Source organism: Gloeobacter violaceus PCC 7421, assembly GCF_000011385.1.
Lineage (GTDB): Bacteria > Cyanobacteriota > Cyanobacteriia > Gloeobacterales > Gloeobacteraceae > Gloeobacter > Gloeobacter violaceus.
The window spans coordinates 2,264,556-2,277,586 of the sequence record NC_005125.1 but is presented as its reverse complement, the minus strand read 5'-3'; the positions used below and the strand labels follow the sequence as shown (position 1 = coordinate 2,277,586).

At 61.3% G+C, this 13,031-nt stretch carries 10 protein-coding genes, 1 tRNA gene and 2 pseudogenes; 5 read left to right on the top strand and 8 right to left on the bottom strand.

Annotation, left to right across the window (positions count from 1 at the left end):
• Positions 1-122: 122 nt before the first annotated feature.
• Together GLL_RS10995 and eno are read left to right on the top strand one after the other, a co-directional pair.
• Positions 123-1,127 (top strand): phosphoribulokinase, encoded by a 1,005-nt coding sequence (locus tag GLL_RS10995; protein ID WP_164928941.1) that lies wholly within the window; start codon positions 123-125, stop codon positions 1,125-1,127.
• A gap of 36 nt (positions 1,128-1,163) precedes the next feature.
• On the top strand, positions 1,164-2,441 hold the full coding sequence (gene eno / locus GLL_RS10990) for a phosphopyruvate hydratase (RefSeq protein WP_011142119.1): 1,278 nt from the start codon (positions 1,164-1,166) through the stop codon (positions 2,439-2,441).
• 214 nt (positions 2,442-2,655) lie between these two features.
• Here the strand turns inward: eno and GLL_RS10985 are convergent, their stop codons facing one another.
• From GLL_RS10985 to GLL_RS23240, 3 genes are all read right to left on the bottom strand, one after another.
• Positions 2,656-3,399 (bottom strand): pentapeptide repeat-containing protein, encoded by a 744-nt coding sequence (locus GLL_RS10985; RefSeq protein ID WP_231848440.1) that lies wholly within the window; start codon positions 3,397-3,399, stop codon positions 2,656-2,658.
• A gap of 111 nt (positions 3,400-3,510) precedes the next feature.
• On the bottom strand, positions 3,511-4,491 hold the full coding sequence (locus GLL_RS23245; protein ID WP_231848439.1) for a hypothetical protein: 981 nt from the start codon (positions 4,489-4,491) through the stop codon (positions 3,511-3,513).
• Between the two features lie 9 nt (positions 4,492-4,500).
• Positions 4,501-5,232, bottom strand: a complete 732-nt coding sequence (locus tag GLL_RS23240; RefSeq protein WP_011142116.1) for a hypothetical protein — start codon at positions 5,230-5,232, stop codon at positions 4,501-4,503.
• 231 nt (positions 5,233-5,463) lie between these two features.
• On the opposite strand from GLL_RS23240, the gene GLL_RS23235 reads away from it, so the two are divergent.
• Entirely contained in the window at positions 5,464-5,673 is a 210-nt protein-coding gene (locus GLL_RS23235; RefSeq protein ID WP_164928940.1) for a hypothetical protein, read from the top strand.
• Between the two features lie 129 nt (positions 5,674-5,802).
• Here the strand turns inward: GLL_RS23235 and GLL_RS23720 are convergent.
• The 3 genes and pseudogenes from GLL_RS23720 to GLL_RS10960 form a co-directional block, all read right to left on the bottom strand.
• Positions 5,803-5,931 (bottom strand): annotated as a pseudogene (locus GLL_RS23720) (2Fe-2S iron-sulfur cluster-binding protein); the annotation flags it as partial.
• A gap of 42 nt (positions 5,932-5,973) precedes the next feature.
• Positions 5,974-6,066 (bottom strand): annotated as a pseudogene (locus tag GLL_RS23715) (selenium-binding protein SBP56-related protein); the annotation flags it as partial.
• A 120-nt stretch (positions 6,067-6,186) separates the two neighbouring features.
• Positions 6,187-8,244: a TonB-dependent receptor plug domain-containing protein gene (locus tag GLL_RS10960; protein ID WP_011142114.1), complete on the bottom strand. Its 2,058-nt coding sequence runs from the start codon at positions 8,242-8,244 to the stop codon at positions 6,187-6,189.
• A gap of 131 nt (positions 8,245-8,375) precedes the next feature.
• On the opposite strand from GLL_RS10960, the gene GLL_RS10955 reads away from it, so the two are divergent.
• Complete coding sequence (locus GLL_RS10955) at positions 8,376-9,008, top strand: HD domain-containing protein (protein ID WP_011142113.1); 633 nt, start codon at positions 8,376-8,378, stop codon at positions 9,006-9,008.
• Positions 9,009-9,024: 16 nt separating this feature from the next.
• Positions 9,025-9,097: transfer RNA gene (locus GLL_RS10950), tRNA-Glu, on the top strand.
• A 139-nt stretch (positions 9,098-9,236) separates the two neighbouring features.
• On the opposite strand, the gene purF is transcribed toward GLL_RS10950, so the two are convergent.
• On the bottom strand, positions 9,237-10,673 hold the full coding sequence (gene purF, locus GLL_RS10945) for an amidophosphoribosyltransferase (RefSeq protein ID WP_011142112.1): 1,437 nt from the start codon (positions 10,671-10,673) through the stop codon (positions 9,237-9,239).
• Entirely contained in the window at positions 10,670-12,994 is a 2,325-nt protein-coding gene (gene purL / locus GLL_RS10940; protein WP_011142111.1) for a phosphoribosylformylglycinamidine synthase subunit PurL, read from the bottom strand. The genes purF and purL overlap by 4 nt, the downstream gene beginning before the upstream one ends.
• Between the last annotated feature and the right edge of the window lie 37 nt (positions 12,995-13,031).

The following is a 13,031-nucleotide window of genomic DNA, read 5'->3' as shown; positions in this document are numbered from 1 at the left end:
GTCTTTGTGTGCTATTTATCTTGGGGGGAACCCACGGCGATCGGTGATTTTTTATCAACGCAATCGAAGCCAATCTGGACGCCGCCGGAATGGAAACCCTTACCGCAACAGAGACGCAGCCTATGACCAACTCTGTGCAATTTGTCTGCGCCACGGCGCGTCAACAACTCAAACAGTTGCGATCTCCGATTATTGTTGGTGTTGCAGGCGACAGCGGCAGCGGCAAAACCACCTACAGCAACGGCATTCGTCGCCTGCTGGGAAGCGATCTGGTTTCGACGCTCTGCACGGACGGCTACCACAAAGAGGACCGCGAACAGCGCCAGATCAGCGGCCGTCTGCCCCTGGACCCGGCGGCCAACCACCTGGACCGGTTGGCCGAGCACCTCAAAGCCCTCAAACAGGGAAAGGCCGTGCCCATCCCCGTCTATAACCACGGCTCGGGCAAGTTTGAGCAGCCCGAGAATTTTGTGCCGACGCCGATTGTCGTCGTGGAAGGCTTGCATACGCTGTACCCGGAATTGATCCCGTACCTCGATTTCAGCCTCTACGTCGATCCGGATCATCCCGTCAAGTGGCAGTGGAAATGGGAGCGCGACCTCAAGCGCCGCGGTCACAAAGCCGAACAGCTCGAGCAGGAGATGCTGCAGCGCGAAGCCGCCTTCAAGCGTTGGATCGATTTTCAAAAGATTGACGCCAACGTGGTGATCAAAATTTTTCATAGCCAACTGCAGTGCCTTGCCCCCCACCAGTTCACCGGCATCCTGCCCAACCCGTGCTACAAAGTGGAACTGATCCTGCAGCCGGCTCCTGTGCCGCTGCCGACGTTGCCCCTGCCATTTGATCTCGCGGCGATGCTCGCCGTCGACCAGCCCCCTTTTATGCTGGCGGCGGTCCCCTACCGCTACTGGGGGCGCTCGGCGATTGCCATTCACCTCGACGGTGTGCTGTCGCAAAAGACCATCGCCGGGCTCGAAGACTATATCGTTAACTACACAGGCATTCCCACGGATGAGGCCATTCCGGAGGAGCAGTACGAGCTGACATCGGCTACCCGCTTCGCCCAACTGTTGATTACCTGGCGCTTTTTGGAGCAAATCAACTATTTGCTTCAAAAAAACCGATAGTGCACTCTTAATCTTTTAAGACAAGGAGTTCTTGGCATGCTGATTACATCGATCGAAGCGCACGAAATTCTCGATTCACGGGGCAATCCGACCGTCGAAGCACAGGTGGCGCTTGAAAACGGGACGACCGGCTCGGCCATCGTTCCTTCGGGCGCCTCCACCGGCGAAAAAGAAGCGGTGGAGTTGCGCGACAGCGATCCGAAGCGCTACGGCGGCAAAGGGGTGCTGAGCGCCGTGGCCAACGTCAACGACTCGATCGCCCCCGAAATTATCGGCATGGAAGTCACCGACCAGCGCAGCATCGACCGCAAGATGATCGAAATCGACGGTACCGCCAACAAAGCCACCCTCGGCGCCAACGCGATCTTGGCGGTCTCGATGGCGGTGGCACGCACCGCCGCTCTCTCGCTGGGGCTGCCTCTCTATCGCTATTTGGGCGGTACGAACGCCTCGCTGTTGCCGGTACCCTGCATGAACGTGATCAACGGCGGCAAGCACGCCGACAACACCGTCGATTTTCAAGAATTTATGATCGCCCCGCACAACGCACCCAATTTTGCCGAGGCACTACGCATGGGAGCTGAGACTTTCCATGCCCTCAAATCGATCCTGCGCGGCAAAGGCTACAGCACGGGCGTGGGCGACGAAGGCGGCTTTGCCCCCGATCTCAAGTCCAACGAAGAGGCGGTCGAAGTGATTTTGCTTGCGATCGAAAAGGCCGGCTACCGGCCCGGCGAGGACATCTCGATCTGTCTTGACCCGGCCACCAGCGAGATGTGGAAGGACGGCAAGTACTTGTTCTTCAAGTCCGACCAGTCCACCAAGACCTCCGAGGAAATGGTCGATCTGTGGGCTTCCTGGGCAGGCCAGTATCCGATCGTTTCGCTCGAAGACGGCATGGGTGAGAACGATTGGGAAGGCTGGAAAATGCTCACCGACCGCATCGGTGCCACTGTCGAGCTGGTAGGAGACGACCTGTTTTGCACTAACGCTAAAATTCTTGCCGAAGGCATCGAAAAGGGTGTCGCCAATTCCATTTTGATCAAATTGAATCAGATCGGTTCGGTCAGCGAGACGCTCGACACCATCGAACTGGCCGTCAAGCACAACTACAAATGTTTTGTCTCCCATCGCTCCGGCGAGACCGAGGACACGACCATTGCGGATCTGACCGTGGCGACCGCCGCGGGCCAGATCAAGACCGGCTCCGGCTGCCGCAGTGAGCGGGTGGCCAAGTTCAACCAGTTACTGAGAATCGAGCGCCAGCTCGGCGAGGCGGCCCGCTTCGCGGGCAAGTCCGCCTTTGCGCGTTAGGCGATTTCCAGGTGTCTGTCGCATGCAGCCGCCCGTCTGCTCCGCCACCGCTTGCGCACTGCCGAAGTACCCCCAACGCGGCCCACCGGCCAAACCACCGACGGTCCCCCCGACAATCGTACCGACACCCAGAAGGAGCATGGTATCGAGAGTAACCCCGAGACCCCGCGTCTGTGCTGCCGCCCACCCGCCTGCAACCGTAAGCTTCCAGTGTTCAAGGGTGAATGCTTTCATCGGGCATCGTGGCCCCGGCCAGCAGAACTCCCTCCAAATGGGCTCCCTGCAAGTTCGCGCCACTCAAGTCCGCTTCGCGCAGGTCCGCCCCGCGCAAATCGGCACTAACCAGCAGAGCCTGTCGGAGGTTCGCCTTGTGCAGCTTGGCCTCGCGCAGGTCGGCCTCGCACAGGTTGGCATCAAACAGATCGCTCTCCCGGCAGTCGGCCCTGCGCAAATTGGCCCTGCGCAAATTGGCACTGACGAAGCTCGCTTCGCGCAGATCCGCTCCTTCTAGATTCGCTTCCTGCAGTTCTGCTTCGTCCAAACAAGTCTCTGTAAAATCGGCTCCCTGCAGTTCTGCTTCGTCCAAACAAGTCTCTGTAAAATCGGCTCCTGCCAGGTTAGCCCGCTGCAAATGGACCCCCGTCAGCCGGGTTCTGGAAAGATCCGCTCCGGGCAGTTGTCGGCCTTTGAGCGGCGGTAGGTTGACAAGTTCCCAAACGGTGCGCCATTTGATGTCCAACTGTGTCTTCTCGTCGATGAGCAGACCTTCCAGGTCGGTGTAGTCAAACGTCGCCCCGGTCAGGTTCGCCTTGCGCAGGTCCGCTCCTTTGATGAACGCGTCTATGAAGTGAGCCCCCGGCAAGTCCACTCCGCGCAAGTCCGCTTTTTCCAGATCGGCCCTGACAAAATTGCGCTCGCCCTGCGCATAACGCTCCAACAACTCTTGGGCGTTGTGCACTCTTGGTTTGTCCCGGGCAGCGTCATCTCTCTGGTGCTGCCAAGCTTGGTACAAGTCTCGAAAGATATCCCTGAAATAGTCGAGAAAAAACACGCCTTTACGCCTCCTTGACTAGGGTTCTGGACGTAGAGAGCCTGTAGCTTGCTCTGCTGCGCTCTGCCCCGCTGCTGCACCGCCGAGGTAGCCTAGGGCTCCACTGAGCAGACCCCCGACCGCACCGCCGACCATCGTACCGATACCCGGTAGGAACGTGGTACCGATTGTGGCACCCAGGCCGCCACCTGCCTGGGCTCCTGCCCACCCGCCTGCCCAGCCGCCACCGATGCGGGCCGCTTCGACGAAAGTATGGTCCCAGTCACCGCTTTGGAGACTGGTATGGAGCGCGCTGCCCATTGCCCAGGCATCAAGGGCGACACCACCTACCAGTGCCGCTCGGCCGAGCGGTTTCGCCTGCTCCAGAGTACGGCCGAGGGTTTCTGCGAAGGTTCCGGCTTTGATTTCTGTATGATTTTCAATGCCGAAAGCATCAAATGCTTTGTGGTGATTCCAGTGCCAGCCGACTGCGTACATTTGCTTTCCCATCACCGGGTCCATCGTGAATTTTCCGCTGGCCGCATCTTTGACCGGAAATGGTCCGTAGTCCAACCGCAAACCTTTCCAATCTTTGAACTTACCGGTCAGGGAATCGACTTGGTTGATATAAGCCTGACCGGTCGGCTTGGAAAAACCCGAAATGTCTCGAAATGACAAATTGAAATCGGTCAGCACCTTTTGAGAATTCGGCAGTTGCTTCCAAATCGGATAAGTCAACTCCTGCACTAAGCCCAGTCCAGATAGTCCTGCTTTGCCAATATCCGCGAGCCACTCGGTGTCCGACTGCGCCGGGCTCGGCAAGTCCTCAGTCTGTGCTCCATCAAAATCAACACTTAGTTGGGCCTGCAAAAATCGCGGACTCGCGCTGCCGTCACCGTCCTGGTCACTGTCACCGCTGCCCTCCGTCTGGCTGCTGTCGACCAGGACACACTCAGCGATCCACCAGTCCTCACCTGGACTCTCGGCCGCCTCGGTCGTGTCGGCGGCAACCAACTGCAACCACAGCGGCTACGGCGTTGAGCTGCCACTGTCGATTGCATCGTTTTCGAAACCTGCCTGCCTGCCGGATGTCTCGCCTTTGGGCAAGCTATCAAAAGCAGCAGCCTCTGCATTCTCGATGTCGCTCCCCTTGAAGCCGCTGGGCAATGGTTCCGCCTCGGCGTGCTCCCAAGGAACAATGGCTGTCTCCCAGTCGCTCACAGCCGCTGTGTCACTTTGGCCGAACGCTGCATCGCTGCCCTCGATGCTCCAGTAGCCGTCCTGCAGGTCGTTGGCTGAGCCAAGCTCGTCCGGCTCACCGCCGCACCCATCCTCCAAGCCATCTGCGTCGTGATCGCCGCTCAGGGTTTGTGCCCCTTCAGCACCGGTATCGGCAGCAGGATCCTCAAAAGTGGCCTCGGCCTCTTCCCAATGGACGGCGGCCTCGGGCTCATACCAGGCGTGGCCGTCCCACGGTTGCGGGGCGGTCATCTCACTGTAGGCTGTGTCATAGCCTGCCTGGCTTTCACTGTCTACCTCCAAGCTGTGGGTGCTCAAGCCGCCGGGATTTTCCCCGGCGGCGTTGCCAATGTCGGCACCGGTTACGAAAAGCTCGACATCGCCCGTGTCTGCATCGTCTATCGGGTAGGAGTTCTCGAAGCCTGCCGACTCTCCGGTGTTGGCGGCATACTGCTCATTTGCGTCCACGATAACCTCAGCGCAGGTTTGGCAGCGTGCAGACAAAATCAGAGTTGTCTGCATAATAATATATCTATTGGGCGACGTTGTTCAAGGTGTGCCAGACATCGCTGAGCAGATCGCATCCGGTTAAACCGTCCGGCTGGGCGAAGCTATCAAGTGTCCAATCGCATCCAACCAGATATGATTGGACACTTGCCCCAGGATCCGGACAACATCAATTTTTCTTGCCGGTGCGGTTTGGCTGCGAGCCTCCAGGGCGACAGTATAAACAGACACACTCGGAGGTTTGCCATGCCCACGGACGAAGAGAAGCGGGAAATTGTCACCGAAAAGCGCCACCAGCAAGAAAATCTTGAGCACAACATGCTTGTGCGCGCCGAGGAGGCCGAACCTGAGCCCATCACCGAGGAGGCGAGAGAGTTGCTCACCGAGCAGCGCCGCCACGAGGAGAACCTCCAGCACAACATGCTCCACCGCGCCGAGGAGCAGCTTAAATCGTAGGTCTCCAGGGATTGCGATAAAGCTCCCACTGGCTCTCCAGACCGACTTGCAGCCGGCAGTCCGAGCGGGGGTGGGCAACGCATAGCAGGACAAAGCCGGCGGCGAGCTGCTCCGGCTTGAGGCAACGGTGCGCGAGTGTTCTACCTTTCCTGCAATCAGTCGGGCTGCACAGGTGATGCAGGCTCTATAGCGGCAGCCGAAGGACAGCGCGATCTCGGCCGCCTCGGCGGCCGCCAGAATGGATTGCTCCGCGCGCACCGGTATGACCTGACCATCGCCACCCGGCAGGTCGACACCGCGCTAAATCCAGATGTCGGAGGTGCAGTCTCCGCCGGGGTAGCGCATTTCGTGGACGCGGGCCGGTCCCTCGGACTCCTTGCCAAAGTCGATGTAGTGGAACCATTGTCCGTCCAGCAGTAACTGACGACAGGGCGCGAAAGGAAGCCTGGCCGTGGGGATCAAAGCGAAATTACTGCAATCCTATCAGCAAACCGTATTTGCGGCATGGTCCGGCTAGAAACTCGTCTGCAACCCGATCCGGTAGAGCAGCCCGGGAGTGTAGGTGCGGTTGACCCGCTCGTAGGGGATGTCGAGCAGGTTCTCGACGTAGGCGGTAATCGCCAGGTTTGGGTTGATCGGGATGCGGGCTCTGAGATCGAGCGAGGCCCAGGGGGGCGAGAAATCGGTATTGGTGCTGTCGAAATTAAAAAATGCCCGGCGCGAGCCGCTGCCGTAGGTAACCTGCACATTGGCCTGCCAGCCGCTGTTGTCGTAGCCTACCCCGGCCTGCCCGACCGAGTAGGGTACAAAGCCCAATTGCAGTCCCGATTCCGGGCCGGTGAGAATGCGCGCGTCGGTGTAGGTGTAGTTGAGAAAACTCGACCACTGCGGTGCCATCTGCCAGCGCACCGCCGCCTCCAGGCCATTGGTGGCCACTACCCCGACGTTCTGCCACTGGCCGGTCACGACGGCAAGGCGATTATTCAGGCCGCTGCCGAAGTAGGTGAATTTGCCTTCGAGCGCGTCGCTGAAACGCACGTCGAGGCCGGCGGTGTAGGCCGAACCGGTCTCAGGCACCAATTGATCGTTGGGCAGCCAGCCGTGCACCGTATCGTAGACGTAGAGCTGATCGAGACCGGGGTTGCGCTGGGCGAGCACCCAGCTTGCGCGCAGGGCGACATCGGGGCTGAGCGCCCAGCGAAAGCCGGCGCTCGGGTTGGTGTAACTGTTGAAGCGGCTGTTGACGGTCTGGCGCACGCCCAGTTCCAGCACCGCCGAGGGGGCCACGCTCCAGCTTCCCACGGCAAACAGGGCGCCGTTGAAGACGGCCCGGTTCTCCACTTCATTGAAGGGCGCCCGATTGGGCAGCGTGCTGAGCGTGTCGCTATTGAGTTGGTTGCTGGTGGCATCGAGGCCGTAGCGCAACTGCAGATTGGGGGCGGTCTTCCAGTCGTGTTCGACGCGGGCGCTCAGCAAGTTGGTGTCGAGGGTGCCGGTGCGGTTGAAGCGCACGCCGGTGGGGCCGTAGGTGTTGAAGTAGTCCTGGTTGTAGCCGAGGTTGACCGTGAGCACCGAATCCTCGCCCGCCCCAAGCTGATGGCGCGATCCCAGGCCCAGGTTGAACCCGTCGTGGTCGAGGCGGTCGCACTGCAGCGCCAGGGTCGGACTGCAGCTGCCGGGAAAGCCAAAGTACAACAATCCGCGTCGCGAGAGGATCTTGGTGACATCGAGGCTGATGGCATTGCGCGGGTCGATGTCAAAGGTAAAGTTGCCCGAGTAGCTGTTGCGGTAGGTGTCGCCGTTGAAAAGCAACCCGTCCGCGCCGCGATTGATCGATGCTTCCGGCACGTAGTAGCGGTTGTCGGTCAAAAAACTCTGATAGCCCACCCGGTAGCTCAACTGCTCGGTGGACCCGGAGAAACTCGCCTGGTAGTTTGCCTGGGAGTAATTGCCCCACTCGGCCCCCGCTTTGAATTGGGGCGGGCCTTTGCCCTTTTTGGTGATCACGTTCACCACGCCGCCGAAGCCCTCGGTGCCGTAGAGTGTCGAACTGGCGCCGCTGGAAAGCTCTACTTTTTCGATCGATTCGACCGGCAGGGCGTTTAAGTCGGTGGCGCCGTGGTAGGTGCTGATGTTGGAGCCGTAGGGACGACCGTTGAGCAAAAACGTCGACTGGTTGATCGAAGATCCCCGGTAGTAGGTGCCGGTGTGAATATCCGCCGCCGGTCCCACGTCGTTGACGGCAAAGCCCGGCATGCCGCGCAACACATCTGCCAGGCTCTGGGAGCCCTGCTTTTCGATCTGGGCGGCGGGGACTGTGTAGACCGGCGCCACCGGCGGCAGCGGCTGCAAAGTCTCCACCTGGGGTGAAAGCACCGGTGGCACTTCTACCGGTGGGGAATCGGCTTGTCTGGGTGGCGCTTGGGCAAGGGCGGGAGCTACCAGGTCGCGGGCCGAGTACAAGGGGAAGTTCAGATCGGCGCGGGTGATCACTGTCTCCGCCAGGCAGGACACGGGCAGGCACAGCGCCAGGGTCCAGGCGAAGGCGCAATGGAGGGTGTGGGATCTCATCAAAAGGTTTGGCGATAACGCCTGCTCATGCTCCGGCAACGCGCGGGGGTCTGTCAAAAGACAGCCCGTCAGACTTACGCCCAAAGCAGCCGGGGTGATAGCCTGAATGCCAGGATCGCGCTCTACGTCCCATGTCTATCTACTCCGTCCGCTACAACGACGCCCTTATTCTTGCCGCTAGAGCCCACTGCGACCAACTGCGCAAGGGCACCGACATTCCCTACGTCATGCATCCTTTTCACGTCTCGCTGCTGCTCATCCGCTGCGGTTACAGCGAAGATGTGGCGATTGCCGCCCTGCTGCACGATGTGGTCGAAGACTGCAATGTCAGCCTGGAAGCGATCGAGACGGCCTTCGGCCTGCAAGTCGCCCGGTTGGTGGAGGCAGTCTCCGAGATCAAATTGCGCAATGGTGAGAAGATTGCCTGGGAAGAACGCAAGCGACTCGCCATCGGGCACCTGTGCACCGCCGGGCCAGAGGTGGCCGCCTTAAAAGCGGCCGACACCCTGCACAATATCCAATCGATGATCCACGAACTGCGCACCCATGGTCCCGGAGTTTGGGCTCACTTTGGGCGCGGTCCGCAACCGACTTTTCGGTACTACCGTGAGGTGCTCTCTGCCGTACGTCGCTGGCTGGACAGCGCCCATCCGCTTTTGGTCGAACTGGAGCAGGCCGTCCAAGCGGTCGAAAATCTCTCCCGTGACGGCGGTGAGGGATCCTTGTCCGTGAAGGTTGACGCTCTATCGGATCTGCCCCCATAATAAGAGACTGTGCCTCGCCCCCATCGTCTAGAGGCCCAGGACACCTCCCTTTCACGGAGGCGACACCGGTTCGAATCCGGTTGGGGGTACTATTGTTAATCCTGTTTGGACTGAATTTTCCGGTCGCGAATTTTGAGTTTTCCCGTGCCGAGCCTGGGTCTGGGCATCCGGGGTGAAACACCCGCTGCAGTAGCGGCATGTCGCTCAGCCGAGGCTCTGGAATCGGGATCAGCTGGCTGCGGTTTTTTCGAGCACCAGTTTGGTGCGGCGGATCGCATCAGGAATCGGAATCGGGTAATCGCCGGTGAAGCAGGCGGTGCAAAAGCCCTGGCCGTCGGTGCGGGTCGCCTTGAGCATCCCTTCGACACTCAAGTAGGCAAGGCTGTCCACCTCGATGTGCCGGGCAATTTCATCCACGCTCTTGGTGGCGGCAATCAACTGGTCCTGCGAGTCGGTGTCGATGCCGTAGAAACAGGGATGGGTGACCGGGGGCGAGGAGATACGCATGTGCACCTCGCGCGCACCGCTGTCGCGCAGGGCCTGGACAATCTTGCGGCTGGTGGTGCCGCGCACGATCGAATCGTCGACGATTACGATCCGCTTGCCTTCGATGACGTCGGGCAACGGATTGAGCTTCATCTTGATGCCCGCCTCGCGCATCGTCTGGGTGGGTTGGATGAACGTGCGGCCTACGTAGTGATTCTTGATGAGACCTTGCTGGAAGAGAATGCCGGAGGCGCGGGCGTAGCCGATGGCGGCGGGGGTACCCGAGTCGGGGACCGGGATGACGACGTCCGCCTCCACAGGGGCCTCCTGAGCGAGGATCTCGCCCAGGCGCTCGCGGTAGGTGTAGAGGCTCTCGGCGTTCACGCGCGAATCGGGGCGGGCAAAATAGATCATCTCAAAGATGCACATCCGCGGTTCGGGTTTCGCCCAGTGGTGGGACTCCAGGCCCGATTCGGTGATGAACACCAGTTCGCCGGGCTCGACGTCGCGCAGGTATTTCGCACCGATGATGCTGAGGGCGCAGGTCTCACTCGCGAGCACGTAGCGGCCCTTGAGGGTGCCGATGACCAGCGGACGCACGCCGTTGGCGTCGCGGGTGCCCATCAGCCCCGCCGGGGTGCCGATCACCAGGCTGAAGGCGCCGCGGCAGCGCTTGAGGGCGTGAACGGTCCCCTCGACCCAACCCTTGCCGTCGTCGACCGCCTCGCCGATGGCGTGGACAATCTCTTCGGAATCGGTGGTGGCCAGCAGGGTGTGCTCGCGGGCGAGCAACTCTTCGCGCAACTGGGCGGCGTTGACCAGGTTGCCGTTGTGGGCGAGGACGACCGGACCGAGGCGCGTGCGGGAGACGACCGGCTGGGCGTTTACCTTGCGGCTGGAGCCGGTGGTCGAGTAGCGGGTGTGGCCCACGGCCAATTGCCCCTGCAGCTCGTTTAGCAGTGCCTCGTCAAAGACCTGGGAGACCAGACCCATGTCCTTGTGCATCGTTAGACGGTCGCCGTCGAGCACAGCGATCCCCGCGGACTCCTGGCCGCGATGCTGGAGCGCGAACAGACCGAAGTAGGTCAATTTGGCGACGGCTTCGCCCGGCGCCAGGATGCCGAAGACCCCGCAAGCCTCCTCAGGCTTGTCGGGAGCAGAGGGTGCAGCGTAGGTCATCGTTGGGGTGCCTCGGTGACAGGTATGTGCTCCATCCGGCGGGGGATGGCTTGTTCGAAGGTGGTCTTGAGCCGCTCGCAGGAAGTGGAGATGCGGCAATCGCGATTTTCGACGCGCAGATCGAAACTTTGCGCGGCGACTGTGCCCAGGAGTTTCCAGCGCTCGGCTAGGGAGCATTCGAGCCAAAGTTCGCAGGCGACCTGATCACAAGGATCGATGGTGACAATGATGGCGGCAGCCATCTCCCCGAAGCACACCACATCGGCGCGCGGGTGATTCGCCCCCAGCACAGCGTCGAGCCCCAAGTTACCTGTGATGCAGCACTCGGCCAGAGCAACGGCAAGACCACCTTCGGCAACGTCGTGGGCCGATTTGAACAACCCCCGCTCGATACCCAGGCGGCAGACCGACTGCACCTGGATTTCAAGGGCCATGTCCAGAACCGGAGGCTCGCCCGCCGCCACGCCGTGCAGACAAGCCAGGTACTCGGATCCGCCCAGGGTCGGTTCGCCGCCCCCCAGCAGATACACCAGATCGCCGGGGGACTTGAAATTCTGGCTGCAGGTGCGGTGGATATCTTCCACCAGCCCGACCATACCGATCGTGGGAGTCGGGTAGATGGCTGTTGTCCTGCCGTCGCTCTGGGTCTCGTTGTAGAGCGAGACGTTGCCGCCGGTGACCGGGGTCATCAGTTCGAGGCAGGCGTCTGCAATCCCCCGGCAGGCCATCGCCAACTGCCAGTAGCCTTCGGGCTTTTCGGGGGAACCGAAATTGAGGTTGTCGGTGACCGCGAGCGGAGTGGCTCCCACGCAGCTCAAGTTGCGGGCCGCCTCGGCCACGGCGAGCATCGCCCCCCGGTACGGGTCGAGATAGACGTAGCGGCTGTTGCAATCAACTGTGGCGGCGATGCCCCGCTCGGTAAACGGCACCGCTTCGACTTCGCCGGGGCCAAAACTCTGCGGACGCACCCGAATGACAGCAGCGTCCGCCGCCCCCGGCACGATCACCGTGTTGTTCTGCACCTGGTGGTCGTACTGGCGGTAGACCCAACTTTTGGAACCAATCGTCGGACTGTCGAGCAGCGTAAGCAGCGCTTCGGCGTAGTCGGTGGGTTCAGCGAGCGAATGCCAGTCGAAGGCCCTGAGCTTGAGGATCGCAGCCGGGGGCTCGGGGAGCACTGCTCGGGGATAGACCGGGGCATCGTCGGTGAGGGCGCGGGCGGGGAGTTCCGCCACGACCTTGCCGCTGTGAAAAATGCGCACCAGGGGTTCACCGATCACCCGGCCTACTACCACCGCGTGCAATCCCCAGCGCTCAAACAGGGCAATCAGTTCGCCTTCGCGGCCCTTTTCGGCCACGAAGAGCATACGCTCCTGCGACTCAGAAAGCAGAAATTCGTAGGGCACCATGCCCGTCTCGCGCACGGGCACCAGGTCGAGGTCCATCTCGATACCGACCCCACCCTTGGCGGCCATCTCCGAAGACGAGCAGGTGAGCCCCGCCGCCCCCATGTCCTGGGCGGCGACCACCGCCCCGGTGCGAAAAGCTTCCAGACACGCCTCGATGAGCGATTTTTCGGTGAACGGGTCGCCCACCTGTACCGCAGGGCGGTCCTTTTGCGACGCGTCAGAAAGTTCCGCCGAGGCGAAGCTTGCCCCGCCCATGCCGTCGCGGCCGGTGGTGGAGCCGACATAGAGCACCGGGTTGCCGATGCCCGCCGCCCCGGAGCGGACGATCTCGGGCGTTTCGAGCACGCCGATGGCCATGGCGTTCACCAGCGGGTTGCCGGAATAGGTCGGATCGAAGTACACCTCGCCCCCGACCGTGGGCACCCCGACACAATTGCCGTAGTGACCGATGCCGTGGACGACGCCCCGAAAAAGCGCCCGGTTGCGGGCGTCTTCGAGCGGTCCGAAGCGCAGCGAATTGAGCGAAGCGATGGGCCGCGCTCCCATCGTAAAAATGTCGCGCAGAATGCCCCCGACGCCGGTGGCTGCCCCTTGAAACGGCTCCACCGCACTCGGGTGGTTGTGCGATTCAATTTTGAAAGCGACGCGCAGGCCGTCGCCGATATCGATCACCCCGGCGTTCTCGCCCGGTCCCACCAGCACCCGCGGGCCGGTGGTCGGAAATCCTTTAAGCAGCGGCCGGGAATTTTTATAGCAGCAGTGTTCAGACCACATCACGCTGAACATGCCCAACTCGTTGAGGTTGGGGTGGCGTCCGATCAGTTCGGTGATGCGCCGGTACTCCTGGGGGCTCAGGCGGTGGCGGGCCAGATCGGCGGGGCTAAACGGGGAGGACTCGGTCGGCGCGGTCATCTCGGCCAAGTATTCACCCGCCGATTATAACGTTTGC